This window comes from Pseudomonas guangdongensis, assembly GCF_900105885.1.
In the GTDB taxonomy this organism is placed as follows: Bacteria; Pseudomonadota; Gammaproteobacteria; order Pseudomonadales; family Pseudomonadaceae; genus Geopseudomonas; species Geopseudomonas guangdongensis.
The window spans coordinates 2300127-2316255 of sequence record NZ_LT629780.1; the positions used below are offsets into that span (position 1 = coordinate 2300127).

The window sequence follows — 16129 nt, forward strand, 5'->3', positions numbered from 1 at the left end:
ACTATTTCGCCGCGTTTCGAACGGGCCGCCTATGCTTTCAGCGAGGCTGGCCGGCAGTCCGGCGCAAACGATCGATAGCGAGCGGCCAGGCGGTGGCTGCTCGCGCGTCCGGCCGGGCCGGGCGCCTGAATTTCTGGACTGGATCTGATCATGTCTCTGCTCAAACCTGCTGCTGTATTGATGTGTGTGGCGCTGGCCGGCTGTGCCGGCAAGACCGATTCCGATGTCGCTGCCGGCGCCGGGCAGGCGCGTCCCGAGGCGCCGCAGGTCGCGGCCAAGGCGTCCAAGGGCGATGCCAAACCTGCGCCGGCGGCAGCCGGCAAGACCGCTGCGGCGACACCGCCGGCTGCCGAGAAGAAGGGCGGCTGGTGGTGGTTCTCCGGTGTCGACGAGGCCGCGCAGCCGGCCAAGGCCCAGGCCAAAGCTGCGAAGGCCGAAGCGCCGAAGCCCAGAAAGGTCGATGCCGCCTGGCTGGACGCCGCCGAGAAGCGTCTGCGCGATGCGGTGGCCGGCAGCAAGTTCCGGGTCGAGCGCCGTGGCGAGGTACTTGTGGTGGTGGCGCCGGTGGATGGCTCGTTCAATCCCGACCGTCCGGCCATGCTCCTGCCGGCGACCCTGCGCCCGCTCAGCCAGGTGGCCAAGCTGGCCGCCAGCGATCCCGACAGCGCGGTGCTGATTCTCGGCCATGCCGACAGCAGCGGCGATGTGGTGGGCAATCGCAAGCTGAGCCTGGAGCGGGCTCAGTCGATGGCGGCGATCTTCCGCCTCAGCGGCCTGCAGAGCGACCGCCTGGCGCTGCACGGCGCCGGCTCCGACCTGCCGATGGCCAGCAACCAGCATGCCGCCGGCCGGGCGCAGAATCGTCGCGTGGAGATGATGCTGACCCTGCGCTCGGGCCTGCCGGCGCTGGTGGCGCAGAACAACCGCTGAGTGCCGCGTCGCCCGGCGGGGCGACACGCTCGTCAGTCCAAGCCCGTCGCGGCGCAGGGCGCCGCGTGTTGAACAAGGAGTTTTGCCATGAGTCAGTCGTTGGCCGACATGCGCCGGGATTACACCCGCGAGGGTCTCAGCGAGGAGCAGGCGCCGGCCGAGCCGTTCGCCCTTTTTCGCCACTGGTTTGCCGAGGCGGTGAAGACCGAGCAGGCGCCGGTCGAGGCCAATGCGATGACCCTGGCCACGGTGGACGCCGAGGGCCAGCCGCACTGTCGCGTGCTGCTGCTCAAGGCGCTGGACGAGCGCGGTTTCACCTTCTTCACCAACTACGACAGCGCCAAGGGCGAGCAGCTGCTGGCCAACCCGCGCGCGGCGATGACCTTCTTCTGGCCGGCTCTGGAGCGTCAGGTGCGTATCGAGGGGCGGGTCGAGAAGGTCACGTCCGTCGAGTCGGACGCCTATTTCCAGGTGCGCCCGCTGGGCAGCCGGCTGGGCGCCTGGGCTTCGCCGCAGAGCCGGGTGATCGACGGTCGCGGCGAGCTGGAGCGCCTGCTGGCGGAAACCGAGCGGCGCTTCATGGACAGCGCGCCGCATTGCCCGGAGCACTGGGGCGGCTATCGCCTGCTGCCCGAGCGGCTGGAGTTCTGGCAGGGGCGGCCGAGCCGCCTGCACGACCGGCTCAACTATCGGTTGCGCGACGGCGTCTGGCTGCGCGAGCGCCTGGCGCCGTGATGCCTGGGGTCAGGCCGCTGGGTGGTATTCCTGGGCGGCCTTCTCCAGCCAGGCGGCCAGGGCCTTGCGCTTGATGCCGCTGCCCTGCGCCTGCTGCAGGCGTTCGAGCATGTAGGCGCGCTTGGCGGGGTCGTTGCCGGCGAAGGACAGCGCCAGATCGCGATCGGTCCAGCGCTGGATGCGCTTGTACAGCCACCAGTGGAAGTACAAACCGGTTACAGTGGTAATGAAGATGATGAAATAGTCCATGTCGGGCTCCCGTGAATGCGCGCTCACCCTAGCCGATTGCCGGCACACGGAAAAGCGTCGGGAGGGCTCGGGATGGCAGGCCAGTGGAGAGCAGTCATGCGCAAATCAGCTTTATTGATGAGTCTGGCGGTTGCGGCGCTGACGGTTGGTGGCTGTGCCTCCAGCCTGACCGGCGACACCTATTCGCGCGACGAGGCGCGTGCGGTACAGACGGTGCGCCTGGGCACCATCGAGTCGTTGCGCCCGGTACGCATCGAGGGTACCAAGACGCCGATCGGCGCCGGCGCCGGCGCGGTGGTCGGCGGGATCGGCGGCAGCACCATCGGCGGCGGTCGCGGCAGTGCCGTGGCGGCGGTGATCGGCGCGGTGGCCGGCGGCCTGCTCGGCGCGGCGACCGAGGAGGGAATCACCCGCACCCAGGGCGTGGAGATCACTGTGCGCGAGGACGACGGCAACCTGCGCGCCTACGTGCAGGAAGTCAGCGAAGGGCAGATCTTCCGCGTCGGTGACCGGGTGCGCATCCTCACGGTGAACGGCACCAGCCGCGTCAGCCACTGACGACGGATCGGCCATGCGCCGGGGCGTGCGGTTTGCACGGCCCGGCGTTTTCTTTTAAAACCTTTGCAAACATTTTATCGGTCATGGGTGCGGCATTTGGCTATATGCTGCCTCGGCCATTGTGCTGGCGGCATTGCAGTTGCCATCGCCAAGGGCGCACATCCGGGCAGCGCCGTACCTGCGGCGGTCCATGTCTACAAAGGCTGCGTATCGACAGCCACCGCCCCTCTGCCGGGGGCGAGATAACCAAGGGGATATGCGATGACGCTGGCGCTCTTGATCGCGCTGCCGCTGCTGGGGGCCATTTTGCCCCTGCTGGTCGAACGCCACGGGCGTTCGCTGTGTGCCGCGGCGGCGGCGGTGGCTCCACTGGTCGGTCTGGTCCTGCTGCTCGGCGAGCGCAGCCGTGTGTTCGCCGGCGAGACGCTGCTGCAACAGTGGCAATGGCTGCCGACCCTGGGGCTGAACTTCAGCCTGCGCCTGGACGGTCTGGGCTTCCTGTTCGCCCTGCTGATCCTCGGCATCGGCCTGCTGGTGATCCTCTACGCGCGCTATTACCTGAGCAAGCAGGAGCCGATGGGGCGCTTCTACGCCTTCCTGCTGCTGTTCATGGGCGCCATGCTCGGCGTGGTGCTGTCGGAAAACCTGCTGCTGATGCTGGTGTTCTGGGAGCTGACCAGTCTTTCCTCGTTCCTGCTGATCGGCTTCTGGGGCTATCGCTCCGATGCCCGGCGCGGCGCGCGCATGGCCCTGACGGTGACCGGCGCCGGCGGCCTGGCGTTGCTCGCCGGGGTGCTGCTGCTCGGCAACCTGGTCGGCAGCTTCGAGCTGTCCGAGGTGCTGGCAGCCGGTCACTTCGTGCGCAACCATGAGCTGTATCCGCTGATCCTCGGTCTGGTCCTGCTCGGCGTGTTCACCAAGTCGGCGCAGTTCCCCTTCCATTTCTGGCTGCCCCACGCGATGGCCGCGCCCACCCCGGTATCGGCCTATCTGCACTCGGCGACCATGGTCAAGGCCGGGGTGTTCCTGCTGGCGCGCCTGTATCCGGTGCTGGCCGGCTCGGAGTGGTGGTTCTACATCGTCAGCCTGGTGGGGCTGGCGACCCTGCTGGTCGGCGCGGTGATGGCGCTGTTCCAGCACGATCTCAAGGGCCTGCTGGCGTTCTCCACGATCAGCCACCTGGGCCTGATCACCCTGCTGTTCGGCCTCGACACGCCGCTGGCGGCGGTGGCGGCGATCTTCCACATCATCAACCACGCCACCTTCAAGGCATCCTTGTTCATGGCCGCGGGGATCATCGACCACGAGACCGGCAGCCGCGACATGCGGCGCATCAACGGCATGTGGAAGTACATGCCGCACACCGCGGCGCTGGCGATGGTGGCGTCCTCGGCGATGGCCGGCGTGCCGCTGCTCAACGGCTTCCTCAGCAAGGAGATGTTCTTCGGCGAGACCCTGGCCTTCGAGCACCACCTGCTGGGCAGTTTCTATTGGATGATCCCGGCCGGCGCGACCCTGGCGGCGGTGTTCTCGGTGGCCTATTCGCTGCGCTTCATCCATGACGTGTTCTTCAACGGCGAGCCGGTCAACCTGCCCAAGTACCCACCCCACGAGCCGCCGCGCTACATGAAGGTGCCGGTGGAGATCTTGGTGTTCCTTTGCGTGCTGGTCGGCATGCTGCCGGCCTATACCGTGGCGCCGCTGCTGGCCGCCGCGGCTACCGCCAGTCTGGGCGCGACGCCACCGGAGTACAGCCTGGCGATCTGGCACGGCCTCAACCTGCCGCTGCTGATGAGCGTGATCGCGCTGATCGGCGGGATTGCCGTCTACGCCTGTCGCCAGCCGCTGTTCCGCTGGTACGCCGGCCTGCCGGACATGGACGCCAAGGCGCTGTTCGAGCTGGCCGTGCGCCAGGTGGTCCGGGTGGCCGCCTGCATCACCGGCGCGCTGGAGAACGGTTCGCTGCAGCGCTACCTGGCGCTGCTGCTGATGGCCACGCTGCTGGCGGTGTTCGTCGGCCTGTGGGACCTGCCGCAGCTGGTCGGCCCGCTGGCGCAGACCCGTCCCGATCCGGTGACCGCCCTGGGTTTGGGCGTGCTGTGCCTGAGCGCGGTGCTCACCGTGGTCTTCCACCGGCGCCGGCTGGTGGCGCTGATGATGCTCAGTGTGGTCGGCCTGCTGGTCTCGCTGGCCTTCGCGCGCTTCTCGGCGCCGGACCTGGCGCTGACCCAGCTGTCGGTCGAGGTGGTCACGGTGATCCTGCTGATGCTGGCGCTGTACTTCCTGCCGGCCCGCACGCCGGCCGAGTCGAGCAGCCTGCGCGGGCTACGCGACTTCCTGCTGGCCGGTGCCTGCGGCGGCATGGTCAGCCTGCTGACCTTCGCCGTGCTGACCCGTCCCTATGCGCAGGATCTGGCCGGCTTCTTCCTTGCCAACAGCGTGCCCGGCGGTGGCGGCACCAACGTGGTCAACGTGATCCTGGTGGACTTCCGCGGCTTCGACACCCTCGGCGAGATCAGCGTGCTGGCCATCGCCGGCGTCGGCATCTACGCGATGCTGCACGGCCTGCGCCTGCTGTCGCCCAGCCAGGACGCGGAGGGCCGTGCCTGGGCGCGGGAGCGCCATCCGCTGATCCTCGCCAGCCTGTCGCGGGTGCTGCTGCCGCTGGCTCTGCTGGTGTCGGTATTCATCTTCCTGCGCGGCCACAACCTGCCCGGCGGCGGCTTCATCGCCGGTCTGGTCACCTCGGTGGCGCTGATCCTGCAGTACATCGCCAGCGGCATCCACTGGACCCGCGAGCGCCTGCCGCTGAACTTCCAGCGTCTGGCCGGCGCCGGCGTGCTGATCGCCGGGCTGACCGGGCTGGGCAGCTGGCTGTTCGGCTACCCGTTCCTGACCTCGTCCTTCGGTCACTTCCACCTGCCGCTGGTCGGCGAGTTCGAGCTGGCCACCGCCATGCTGTTCGACCTCGGCGTGTACCTGACCGTGGTGGGGGCGACCCTGCTGATTCTCGCCTACCTGGGCAAGCTGACCCAGAACGATGCCGCAACGGAGGTTCACTGATGGAGCTGCTGTTCGCCCTGACTCTGGGCATCCTGACCGCCAGTGGCGTCTACCTGCTGCTGCGCGCGCGCACTTTCCCGGTGGTGATGGGGCTGACGCTGATCTCCTATGCGGTCAACCTGTTCCTGCTGGCCATGGGCCGACTGGCCACCGGCATCCCGGCCATCGTCGGACAGAGCGAGCGCTACACCGACCCGCTGCCGCAGGCCCTGGTGCTGACCGCCATCGTCATCGGCTTCGCGATGACCGCCTTCGTGGTAGTGCTGGCGCTGCGCGGCGTCGGTGAACTGAACACCGATCACGTCGACGGCAAGGAGCGCAAGCGATGAACCACGCCCTGATCCTGCCGATCCTGTTGCCGCTGTTCAGCGGCTGCCTGCTCCTGCTCGGCGAGCAGCGTCTGGGCAGCGGGGGGCGGCGCACGCTGTCGCTGCTCGCCACCCTGGCCCTGCTGCCGCTGGCCCTGTGGCTGACCGCCGAGGCCCATGGCGGTCCGCTGCAGGTCTATGCCCTGGGCAACTGGGTGGCGCCGTTCGGCATCGTCCTGGTCCTCGACCGTCTCAGCGCGCTGATGCTGCTGGTCACCGCGGCGCTGGCGCTGTTCGCCCTGTGCTATGCGGTGCGCGGCGACGACGAGCGGGGACGCAGCTTCCATGCGCTGTTCCAGTTCCAGCTGATGGGCATCAACGGCGCCTTCCTGACCGGCGACCTGTTCAACCTGTTCGTGTTCTTCGAGGTGCTGCTGATCGCTTCCTATGCCTTGCTGCTGCATGGCGGCGGCGGCGAGCGGGTCCGCGCCGGGCTGCACTATGTGGTGCTCAACCTGGTCGGCTCGTCGCTGTTCCTGATCGCGCTCGGGCTGTTCTACGGCATCGCCGGCACCCTGAACATGGCCGACCTGGCGCGCAAGGTGGCCCAGGCCAGCCCCGACCAGGCGCCGCTGCTCGGCGCCGCCGGATTGCTGCTGTTGCTGGTGTTCGGCCTCAAGGCCGCGATGCTGCCGCTGTACTTCTGGCTGCCGCGCGCCTATGCCGCCGCCAGCGCCCCGGTGGCGGCGCTGTTTGCGATCATGACCAAGGTCGGCGTGTACGCCATCCTGCGGGTGTTCATCCTGGTGTTCGGCGCCCAGGCCGGGCTGCTCACCGACCTGGCCCAGGTCTGGCTGTGGCCGCTGGCGCTACTGACCCTGCTGCTCGGTGTGCTCGGTGCGCTGGCGGCGAGCAGCCTGCCGCTGCTGCTGGCCTATCTGGTGGTGGTCTCGGTGGGCACCCTGCTGGCCGGGGTGGCGCTGGGCACCCCCCAGGCGCTGGTGGCGACGCTTTACTACCTGATGCACAGCACCTGGATCACCGGCGGCATGTTCCTGCTCGCCGATCTGGTCGCGCGCCAGCGCGGCAGCAAGGCGGCGCGCCTGGAAGCCGGGCCGGCGCTGCTGCAGCCGCAGCTGCTGGCCGGGCTGTTCTTCATCGGCGCCATCGGCATCGCCGGCCTGCCGCCGTTGTCCGGATTCTTCGCCAAGCTGATGCTGCTGGCCTCGGTGGCGCCGGGCATGCAGGCGCTGTGGCTGTGGTCGGTGGTGCTGCTCGGTAGCCTGGGCAGCCTGGTGGCCCTCAGCCGTGCCGGCAGCACGCTGTTCTGGCGCTCCGGGCGGGTGACCCTCGGCTGCGCCGAAAGCGACAACGGCCGTCTGCTGGCGACCATTGCCCTGCTGGCGCTCAGTCCGCTGCTGGTGCTGCTGGCCCAGCCGGTCACCGACTATCTGGAGGCGACCGTCGACCAACTGCAGGCGGTCGAGGTCTACCAGATGCTGATTCTCCAGGGAGGTGTCCAATGATGGCGCGCTGGTTGCCGCATCCCGTGCTCAGCCTGTGCCTGCTGGGCGTATGGCTGCTGCTGGTCAACGACTTCAGCGCCGGCCACTGGCTGCTCGGCGCCTTTCTCGGCTGGAGCATTCCGCTGCTGACCCGGGTGTTCTGGGTACAGCCGCCGCGGTTGGTGCGGCCGCTCAAGCTGGTGCCGTTCCTGCTGCTGATCCTCGGCGACATCGTGGTGGCCAACCTGCAGGTGGCCTGGCGCATCCTCGGGCCGCTGTCGCGGCTGCGCCCGGCGTTCGTCGAGGTGCCGCTGGATATCGAGGACGAACTGGCGCTGACCATCCTCGCCAGCATCGTGACCATGACGCCGGGAACGGTCTCCGCCGATATTTCCGACGATCGCCGCACGTTGCTCGTGCATGGTCTGGACATCGACGACGAGGCGGCCCTGGTGGCGTCGATCAAGCAACGCTACGAGGCGCCTCTGAAGGAGATCTTCGCATGCTCGACTACGTGATCCCGATCTGTCTGGCGCTGCTCAGTCTGGCGCTGCTGCTGGCCGCCCTGCGGCTGATCAAGGGCCCCGACCTGCCGGACCGCATCCTGGCGCTGGACACCCTGTACATCAACGCCCTGGCGCTGCTCGTGCTGTTCGGCATCTGGCTGGGCTCGGCGCTGTTCTTCGAGGCCGCCTTGCTGATCGCGATCATGGGCTTCATCGGCACCGTCGCGGTATGCAAATACCTGCTGCGCGGCGACATCATCGAGTGAGGTGAGAGATGCTCAATCCCTGGATCGAGGCGCTGGTGGCGCTGTTCCTGCTCGCCGGCAGCCTGTTCGCACTGGTCGGCGCCATCGGCCTGTACCGCCTGCCGGACTTTTTCACCCGCCTGCACGCGCCGACCAAGGCGACCACCCTGGGCGTCGGCGGCATGGTGATCGCCTCGCTGATCTACTTCAGCTTCAGCAGCGGCCAGGTCAATCTCCACGAGCTGCTGATCACCCTGTTCCTGTTCATCACCGCACCGGTCAGCGCCAACCTGCTGGCCAAGGCGGCGATGCAGCAGAAGGTGCGTCTGCACGAGGGCACCCGCGGGCGTCCGTGGGAGCAGTGAGCCTCGGACGTCGCGGCGGGCAGGCAGCCTGACCTAGCCCGTTCCGTTCGCCTCGGCCGCAGCGACCGTCTGCCAGTGCAGGGCCACATCGAGCATGCGCAGGGCGAAGGCCCACTCGTTGTCGTACCAGGCCAGCACCTTGACCAGATCGCCCTGCACCCGAGTCTGGGTCAGGTCGACCACGCAGGACGCCGGATGGCCGGAGAAGTCGCCGGAAACCAGCGGTAGCGCGTTGCATTCCATCACTCCGGCGGGCAACTGACGCGCGGCGCTTTCGAGCACCGCGTTGATCTCGCCGCGGGTCACGGCACGCTCGGCGCTGAAGGTCAGATCGAGCAGCGAGACCGTCGGCGTCGGGACGCGCAGCGCCAGTCCGTCGAGGCGTCCGGCCAGCTCCGGCAGCACCAGGCCGATGGTCTTGGCGGCGCCGGTGTGGGTCGGAATGATCGACAGCGCCGCGGCGCGGGCGCGGTACAGATCGCCATGGGTCTGGTCGAGCAGGTTCTGGTCGTTGGTGTAGGCATGCACAGTGTTGATCAGCCCTTGGCGGATACCCACCGCGTGGTGCAGCACCATGGCCAGCGGCGCCAGGCAGTTAGTGGTGCAGGAGGCGTTGGAGACGATCCGCTGGGCGCCCAGGCGCTGGTGGTTGACGCCGTAGACCACGGTCAGCTCGGCGCTCTCCAGCGGGTGGCTGACCAGAACCCGCGGCGCGCCCGCCTGCAGGTGCTGCTCGACCTGTTCGCGCTGCTTGAGCTTGCCGCTGCACTCCAGCACCAGATCCACGCCCAGTTCGGCCCAGGGCAGCAGGCGGGCGTTGGCTTCCTGCAGCAGGCGGATCGACTGGCCGCTGATCTGCAGCATGTCCTCGTGCAGAGTCACGCTGCCGGGATAGCGGCCGTAGGTGGAGTCGAAGCGGGTGAGGTGGGCGAGGGTGGCATGGTTGCCCAGGTCGTTGATGGCCTCGACGCGGATCCGCGACTCCAGGCCGTTCTGGAAGATCGCCCGCAGCACGGCCCGGCCGATGCGTCCATATCCGTTGATGGCGATGCGCAGCATGGCCCGACTCCTTCTGTGCCCTTTGCCTGCAGCATAGCCGGCCCGCGCCGACGTTGCCCTCAGTCGCGGGCGCCGCCGAAGCTGGCGCAGCCGGTCAGCGGCGCGGCCTGATCGAGGCGCAGGCGCGCGCGCAGGTGCTGCAGGGCGCCGCTCATGTCGTCGCGGCACAGTCCGGGGCTCAGCCACAGCTCCAGGCGCTGGCCGTTCGCCTCGCTGGACAGGCTCAGGCTGCCGTCGGGCAGGCGCTCTTCGAGATAGGGTAGGGCCAGCGCCGGACTGCCCAGGCGCTCCAGCACCATGCCGCCACTCGTGACCTGCAGCGACCAGAACGGCTCGTTGCCGCTGGCGCGCAGGATCAGCCGCTTGAAGCCGCTGTCCCGGCAGCCGCGGCCCTCGCCCTGCAGGCGGTAGAGCTGCTGCAGGCGCAGGCCCGCGCCGCTGGCCTCCAGGCTGCCGCGCAGATCGACGAACAGCGCCCCCGGGCTGTCGGCAGCCAGTTGGGCGATCTGCTCGCCGGGCTCGCCCTGACGGTTGAACTCCAGGCGGTAGGTGCGGCTTTCTCCGCAGGGGCGCAATTGCCAGTCGTCGCCCTGGCGGGTCAGCTCGCCCTGCAGGCGTAGGGTCGGCGCACTCGGCTCGGTCTTGGTGGCGGGCAGCCACTGGCAGGCGGCGAACAGGGGCAGGGTGGCGAGCAGCAGGGCAGGGGCGAGACGCATGTGATCCTCCGGAGCAGGTGCGCCACGGTAATCTGCGGGGCCTGTGCCGACAAGCGCGGATCGCCTGGCCTGTCGCTACATGCATGCCTGGCGGCTGTCAATAGCGGTGGGCTGGCCAAACCCCGCAGGGCATGCTAAAACCACTGAGGAAGTGATCTAGCCGCTTGAAACAAAAGGGAAAACCATGACCAAGTCGGAATTGATCGAACGCATCGTGACCCATCAGGGGCAGTTGTCGGCCAAGGATGTCGATCTGGCCATCAAGACCATGCTTGAGCAGATGGCTCAGGCACTGGCCTGTGGCGACCGCATCGAGATTCGCGGTTTCGGCAGCTTCTCCTTGCACTACCGTGCGCCGCGGGTCGGGCGCAATCCGAAGACCGGCGAGTCGGTCCGTCTGGACGGCAAGTTCGTCCCCCACTTCAAGCCCGGCAAGGAGCTGCGCGACCGCGTCAACGAGCCCTAGCGCCGTGCCCGTCGCCTTCCCTGCCCCTGTTCGCTGGAGACTGCGCATGCTCTGGATCAAACGTGTACTGGTGTTGGCCGTTGCCCTGCTGTTGGCGGCGCTGACGCTGGTATTCATCCTCGAAAACCAGAGCCAGACGCGCCTGCAGTTCATGACCCTGCACAGCCCCGAGCTGCCGGTGGCCTTTCTCGTTGCGCTGGCCTTCATCGCCGGCGCGCTGGTCGGCCTGGGGCTGAGCGTCTACCTCCAGGCCCGTCTCAAGTTCGCCCTGGGCCGCAGCCGCGGTGAGCTGGCGCGTTGCCGCAAGGAGCTCGACGACCTGCGCGCGCAGGCCGCTTCCAGCAAGGGTTCGTAGCGCGGTGTCCGACCTGCTCTGGCTGGGCCTGTTCATGCTGGCCGTGGCCAGCGGCTGGTGGCTCGGCCGGCGCGAGCGCCGGCCGCTGGAGCGTCGCCGCGCCGCACAGGCGATCAGCGACAACCATCTACTCGGCCAGCCCTCCGATGCCACGCTCAAGCGCCTGAGCGAGGCGTTGGAGGTCAGCAACGACACCTTCGACGCCCATCTGGCGGTGGGGCGCCAGTTTCGCCAGCGCGGCGATCTGGAGCGGGCCACCCAGGTCCATCAGAATCTGCTGGCCCGTCCCGAGCTGGGCCGCGCCGAGCAGGAGCGTGCGCAGCTCGAACTGGCACGCGATTTCCTCGCCGCCGGGGTGTTTTCCCGGGCCGAGCGTCTGTTGCAGGAGCTGGTCGAGGCGCGCGCCGGAGTGAGCGGCGAGGCGCTGCTCGACCTGCAGCGCATCTACGAGCGCGAGCGCGACTGGGCCAGAGCCGTCGAGATCGCCCGGCAATTGCCGCCCGGCGAGCCGTCGCCGCAAGTTGCGCTCGGCCACTACTACTGCGAGTGGGCCGAGCAGTCCCTGCGCCGTGGCGAAGCCGCCGAGGCGCGCGCCCTGCTCGAGCGAGCGCTGGAGAGCGATCCGGCCTGTGCGCGGGCCAGCCTGCTGCTGGCGCGCCTGCATGCCGCGCAGGGCGAGGAGCGGGCGGCTATCGGCCGGTTGCTGCAGGTGGCCGAGCAGGATCGCGACTTTCTGGCCGAAAGCCTGGAGCCGTTGCTGCGGCATGCCGCGAGCACCGGCAGTCTGGCGCAGCTGGAAGCCTATCTGCGCGAGCAGCTGGCGCGCGACGAGCCGACGGTGCGCGATGCGCTGGCGCTGAGTCTGGCGCGCGTGGTCGGCCAGCGGGAGGGGGACGCCGCGGCGCAGGCCCTGCTGCACGAGCAACTGGCCAGACGCCCCTCGCTGGCGCTGATCCGGCGCCTGCTGGAATGTGCGCCGGCCGACGCCGGAGCGCTGGCGGACAGCGCCGTGCGCGATGCGCTGGCTCGGCTGGCCGAGGAAGTGCCGGCCTGGCGCTGCCGCCGATGTGGCTTCCAGGCCCGCCGTCTGCACTGGCAGTGCCCGGCCTGTCATGGCTGGGCGGTGGTGCGTCCCCGGCAGGCAGGTCCTGCCCATTGAGCGAGGCGGGCGGCCGGCTCAGATCGTTCCGGCGTTTTTCAGGGCGGCAATGGCGGCGGCGTCGTAGCCCAGGCGCGCGAGAATGGCCGCGGTATGCTCGCCCAGCTGTGGGCCGATCCACTCGGTGCCGCCGGGCGTCTCGGAGAGCTTCGGCACGATGCCGGGCATCCGGAACTCTTTGCCGTCCGGCAGGCGCGCCTTCTGCAGCATGTCGCGGGCGAGGAACTGCGGATCGCTGAACATGTCCTCGGCGCTGTAGATGCGACTGGCCGGCACCTCGGCCTGCTGCAGCACCGCCAGCACCGCGTCCAGCGGCAGCGAGCGCACCCAGACGTCGATCGCCGCGTACAGCTCGTCGCGGCGCGCATCGCGGCCGGCGTTGTCGGCCAATTGCGGATCGTTGGCCAGGTCTTCGCGGCCGATGGCCAGCATGAAGCGTTTGAAGATGGCGTCGCCGTTGGCGCCGATCTGCACATGCTTGCCGTCGGCGCTGGTGTGGATCGACGAGGGGGTGATGCCGGGCATGATGTTGCCGGTGCGCTCGCGGATGAAGCCGAACACGTCGAACTCCGGCACCAGGCTTTCCATCATGGCGAATACCGCCTCGTACAGCGCCACGTCCACCACCTGGCCCTGGCCGCCGTTGACCTCGCGGTGGCGCAGCGCCATCAGCGCGCCGATCACACCCCACAGCGCGGCGATCGAGTCGCCGATGGAGATGCCGGTGCGCACCGGCGGGCGGTCCTTGAAGCCGGTGATGTAGCGCAGCCCGCCCATCGACTCGCCCACCGCGCCGAAGCCCGGCTGGTCCTTCATCGGCCCGGTCTGGCCGAAGCCGGACAGGCGCACCATCACCAGCTTCGGGTTCAGCGCGTGCAGCACCTCCCAGCCGAGGCCGAGCTTCTCCAGCACGCCGGGGCGGAAGTTCTCGATGACGATGTCCGCTTCGGCCACCAGTTGCTTGAGGATGGCCTGGGCTTCGGGGTGCTTGAGGTTGAGGGTCAGCGACTGCTTGTTGCGCGCCTGCACGAACCACCACAGCGAGGTGCCCTCGTACAGCTTGCGCCACTTGCGCAGCGGATCGCCGCCGTCGGGCGACTCGATCTTGATCACATCGGCGCCGAACTCGGCGCAGATGCGCGAGGCGAACGGGCCGGCGATCAGGGTGCCGAGTTCGATGACCTTGAGGCCGGCGAGGGGTTTGGCGGGCAGGGACATGGTGGCTCCTAGAGGGAAGGCTTGGCCAAGCCTAGGCGATTGCCGGGCGCGCGGCGAGAGTCCGCGCCGGCAGGCTGCGCGCCGGTGCGCGCCGAAGGGGCGCGCGGCCGGTGGCGCTGCAGCGGGTGCCGGGCCGTCGGGTGGTTTCGGGTACACTGCCGGCCTTTTTTCCTTCCATCCGGAACGCCCCATGGCCCTGCAGTCCACGCCCTACAAAGTCGAACTCAACCTCACCGATCTGGATCGCGGGGTCTACGAGAACCTGCGCTTCACCGTCGCCAAGCACCCCTCGGAAACCGAGGAGCGCATGGCGGTGCGGCTGATCGCCTATGCGCTGTTCTACAACGAGCAGCTGGCCTTCGGCCGCGGCCTGTCCGATGTGGACGAGCCGGCGCTGTGGGAAAAGAGCCTGGACGGTCGCGTGCTGCACTGGATCGAGGTCGGCCAGCCGGACGCCGAGCGCATCACCTGGTGCTCACGGCGCACCGAGCGCACCAGCCTGCTGGCCTACGGCAACCTGCGCGTCTGGCAGGGCAAGGTGGTCGATGCGGTGAAGACCCTGAAGAACGTCCATATCGCCGCGCTGCCCCAGGAGCCGCTGGCCGAGCTGGCCCGCGACCTGCCGCGCAGCATCAGCTGGAGCCTGATGATCAGCGAAGGCACCCTGTTCGTCACCGACGAACGCGGCCAGCAGCACGAACTGCAGCTGGAGTGGCTGCTCGGCGAGCGCGGCTGAGCGACCGCCCGGCGCCTTGCGCCGAGTGCCGGCGGGCTGCTTCGGCCGCTGCGGCGAGCGGCGCGGCGCTCCAGCGAGGCTCAGGGTGGCAGCGGCGCTTCGCGCGCCTGCCCGGCTCCGCGCCGTCCGGCGGCCACGGCATTCCTGTTATGCTTGCCGCCCCTTGCGGCGCTCCAGCCGCCGCCCGTCCCGGCCACACGACCCGAGTTCCGATGCGCATCGTTCCCCGCTCCCTGCCGTCCGTCCTGCCCGACCTGGGCGACCTGCCGCCGCTGCTGACCCGCCTGTACGCCGCCCGCGGCGTGCAGTCCGCCGCCGAGCTGGACAAGGCGCTGGCGCGGCTGATCCCGTACCGCGAGCTGAAGGGCATCGACGCCGCGGTCGAACTGCTGGTGACGGCGCTGGAAAGCCGTCAGCGCATGCTGATCGTCGGCGATTTCGACGCCGACGGCGCCACCGCGAGCAGCGTCGGCGTGCTGGCGCTGCGCATGCTCGGCGCCGCCCACGTCGACTACCTGGTGCCCAACCGCTTCGAGTACGGCTACGGCCTGACTCCGGAGATCGTCGCGGTGGCGCTGGACAAGCGCCCCGAACTGCTGATCACCGTCGACAACGGCATTTCCAGCATCGACGGCGTGGCGGCGGCCAAGGCGGCGGGCCTCAAGGTGCTGGTCACCGACCACCACCTGCCCGGCCCGGAGCTGCCGGCGGCCGATGCTATCGTCAATCCCAACCAGCCGGGCTGCGGCTTCCCGAGCAAGGCGCTGGCCGGGGTCGGGGTGATCTTCTATGTACTGCTGGCCCTGCGCGCGCGGCTGCGCGAGCTGGACTGGTTCGCCCGCGCAGGCATTGCCGAACCGAACCTGGCCGAGCTGCTCGACCTGGTGGCCCTCGGCAGCGTCGCCGACGTGGTGCCGCTGGACGCCAACAACCGCATCCTGGTTCACCAGGGCCTGGCGCGCATCCGCGCCGGGCGGGCGCGGCCGGGGCTGCGCGCGCTGCTCGAGGTGGCCGGCCGCGACCACCGGCGCATCACCTCCACCGATCTCGGCTTCATCCTCGGCCCGCGCCTGAATGCCGCCGGCCGGCTGGACGACATGAGCCTCGGCATCGAGTGCCTGCTGTGCGAGGACGAGGCGCTGGCCCGCGACATGGCCCAGCAGCTCGATCAGCTCAACCACGACCGCAAGGCCATCGAGCAGGGCATGCAGCGCGAGGCGCTAGCCCAGCTCAAGGAGCTGAAAGTCGAGGAGCTGCCGTTCGGCCTGTGCCTGTTCGACGCCGACTGGCACCAGGGGGTGATCGGCATCCTCGCCTCGCGCCTCAAGGAGCGTTACCACCGGCCGACCATCGCCTTTGCCGATGCCGGCGACGGCGTGCTCAAGGGTTCGGCGCGCTCGATCCCCGGCTTCCACATCCGCGATGCGCTGGACGCGGTGGCGGCCCGCCATCCGGGGCTGATCAGCAAGTTCGGCGGCCACGCCATGGCCGCCGGCCTGTCGCTGCCGCAGGCCAACTTCGGTGCCTTCGCCGCCGCCTTCGACGCCGAGGTGCGCCGCCAGCTGGTCGAGGACGACCTCGCCGGGCGCCTGCTCACCGACGGCTCGCTGGCCGCCGAGGAGTTCCGCCTGGATCTCGCCCAGCAGCTGCGCCACGCCGGTCCCTGGGGCCAGCACTTCCCCGAGCCGCTGTTCCACGGCGTGTTCGAGATCGTCCAGCAGCGCATCGTCGGCGAGCGCCATCTCAAGCTGGTGCTGAAGAGCGAATGCGGTCGCGCCCAGCTCGACGCCATCGCCTTCAACGTCGACCGCGAACTGTGGCCCAACCCGACGATCCGCTGGGCCGAGGTGGCCTACCGGCTGGACGTCAACGAGTACCGTGGCCAGGAAAGTGTGCAGCTGATGGTCGCCCATCTCGAACCGCGCTGAGCCAGCCTCGGAGGCTGCGGGCCCTCGG

At 69.2% G+C, this 16129-nt stretch carries 18 protein-coding genes; 14 read left to right on the forward strand and 4 right to left on the reverse strand.

The annotated features are described in order from the left end of the window. Positions 1-150: 150 nt before the first annotated feature. Positions 151-930 carry an OmpA family protein gene (locus tag BLU22_RS10840; RefSeq protein ID WP_231975237.1) on the forward strand — a complete coding sequence of 260 codons (780 nt, stop codon included), beginning with the start codon at positions 151-153 and terminating at the stop codon, positions 928-930. A gap of 87 nt (positions 931-1017) precedes the next feature. Further along, positions 1018-1665: a pyridoxamine 5'-phosphate oxidase gene (gene pdxH, locus BLU22_RS10845; RefSeq protein ID WP_090214339.1), complete on the forward strand. Its 648-nt coding sequence runs from the start codon at positions 1018-1020 to the stop codon at positions 1663-1665. Positions 1666-1674: 9 nt separating this feature from the next. Here pdxH and BLU22_RS10850 read toward each other — a convergent pair whose 3' ends face one another. Further along, the gene (locus BLU22_RS10850) at positions 1675-1914 is read right to left on the reverse strand and encodes a hypothetical protein (RefSeq protein WP_090214340.1); all 240 of its coding nucleotides are present in this window, start codon (positions 1912-1914) and stop codon (positions 1675-1677) included. A 96-nt stretch (positions 1915-2010) separates the two neighbouring features. Here BLU22_RS10850 and BLU22_RS10855 point away from each other — a divergent pair, with 96 nt between their 5' ends. The 7 genes from BLU22_RS10855 to BLU22_RS10885 all read left to right on the forward strand — a co-directional run bounded on the left by BLU22_RS10855 (position 2011) and on the right by BLU22_RS10885 (position 8464). Further along, positions 2011-2472, forward strand: a complete 462-nt coding sequence (locus BLU22_RS10855; protein ID WP_090214342.1) for an outer membrane lipoprotein — start codon at positions 2011-2013, stop codon at positions 2470-2472. Positions 2473-2733: 261 nt separating this feature from the next. After that, a complete protein-coding gene (locus BLU22_RS10860; protein ID WP_090214344.1) occupies positions 2734-5535 on the forward strand; it encodes a monovalent cation/H+ antiporter subunit A in 2802 nt (933 codons plus the stop codon). Then, complete coding sequence (locus BLU22_RS10865) at positions 5535-5864, forward strand: Na+/H+ antiporter subunit C (protein WP_090214345.1); 330 nt, start codon at positions 5535-5537, stop codon at positions 5862-5864. The genes BLU22_RS10860 and BLU22_RS10865 overlap by 1 nt, the downstream gene beginning before the upstream one ends. Continuing rightward, a complete protein-coding gene (locus BLU22_RS10870) occupies positions 5861-7369 on the forward strand; it encodes a monovalent cation/H+ antiporter subunit D (protein ID WP_090214347.1) in 1509 nt (502 codons plus the stop codon). The genes BLU22_RS10865 and BLU22_RS10870 overlap by 4 nt, the downstream gene beginning before the upstream one ends. Continuing rightward, positions 7366-7866 carry a Na+/H+ antiporter subunit E gene (locus tag BLU22_RS10875; protein ID WP_090214348.1) on the forward strand — a complete coding sequence of 167 codons (501 nt, stop codon included), beginning with the start codon at positions 7366-7368 and terminating at the stop codon, positions 7864-7866. Before BLU22_RS10870 ends, BLU22_RS10875 begins: the two co-directional genes overlap by 4 nt. Beyond that, the gene (locus BLU22_RS10880) at positions 7851-8120 is read left to right on the forward strand and encodes a K+/H+ antiporter subunit F (protein ID WP_090214350.1); all 270 of its coding nucleotides are present in this window, start codon (positions 7851-7853) and stop codon (positions 8118-8120) included. The genes BLU22_RS10875 and BLU22_RS10880 overlap by 16 nt, the downstream gene beginning before the upstream one ends. A gap of 8 nt (positions 8121-8128) precedes the next feature. Continuing rightward, a complete protein-coding gene (locus BLU22_RS10885; protein WP_090214352.1) occupies positions 8129-8464 on the forward strand; it encodes a Na+/H+ antiporter subunit G in 336 nt (111 codons plus the stop codon). A 33-nt stretch (positions 8465-8497) separates the two neighbouring features. Here BLU22_RS10885 and gap read toward each other — a convergent pair whose 3' ends face one another. Next, complete coding sequence (gene gap, locus BLU22_RS10890) at positions 8498-9523, reverse strand: type I glyceraldehyde-3-phosphate dehydrogenase (protein WP_090214354.1); 1026 nt, start codon at positions 9521-9523, stop codon at positions 8498-8500. Positions 9524-9582: 59 nt separating this feature from the next. After that, positions 9583-10239: a COG3650 family protein gene (locus BLU22_RS10895; protein ID WP_090214356.1), complete on the reverse strand. Its 657-nt coding sequence runs from the start codon at positions 10237-10239 to the stop codon at positions 9583-9585. Between the two features lie 184 nt (positions 10240-10423). Here BLU22_RS10895 and ihfB point away from each other — a divergent pair, with 184 nt between their 5' ends. From ihfB to BLU22_RS10910, 3 genes are read left to right on the forward strand one after another with little or no spacing between them, the layout of a single operon-like run. Continuing rightward, positions 10424-10705, forward strand: a complete 282-nt coding sequence (gene ihfB / locus BLU22_RS10900; protein WP_090214357.1) for an integration host factor subunit beta — start codon at positions 10424-10426, stop codon at positions 10703-10705. A gap of 46 nt (positions 10706-10751) precedes the next feature. Continuing rightward, on the forward strand, positions 10752-11060 hold the full coding sequence (locus BLU22_RS10905; protein WP_090214358.1) for a lipopolysaccharide assembly protein LapA domain-containing protein: 309 nt from the start codon (positions 10752-10754) through the stop codon (positions 11058-11060). Between the two features lie 4 nt (positions 11061-11064). Then, complete coding sequence (locus tag BLU22_RS10910) at positions 11065-12219, forward strand: tetratricopeptide repeat protein (protein WP_090214359.1); 1155 nt, start codon at positions 11065-11067, stop codon at positions 12217-12219. An 18-nt stretch (positions 12220-12237) separates the two neighbouring features. On the opposite strand, the gene BLU22_RS10915 is transcribed toward BLU22_RS10910, so the two are convergent. Continuing rightward, complete coding sequence (locus BLU22_RS10915; RefSeq protein WP_090214361.1) at positions 12238-13437, reverse strand: CaiB/BaiF CoA transferase family protein; 1200 nt, start codon at positions 13435-13437, stop codon at positions 12238-12240. 190 nt (positions 13438-13627) lie between these two features. On the opposite strand from BLU22_RS10915, the gene BLU22_RS10920 reads away from it, so the two are divergent. Together BLU22_RS10920 and recJ are read left to right on the forward strand one after the other, a co-directional pair. After that, on the forward strand, positions 13628-14173 hold the full coding sequence (locus BLU22_RS10920) for a YaeQ family protein (RefSeq protein WP_090214363.1): 546 nt from the start codon (positions 13628-13630) through the stop codon (positions 14171-14173). A gap of 212 nt (positions 14174-14385) precedes the next feature. Further along, complete coding sequence (gene recJ / locus BLU22_RS10925) at positions 14386-16101, forward strand: single-stranded-DNA-specific exonuclease RecJ (protein WP_090214364.1); 1716 nt, start codon at positions 14386-14388, stop codon at positions 16099-16101. The last annotated feature ends 28 nt before the right edge of the window (positions 16102-16129 follow it).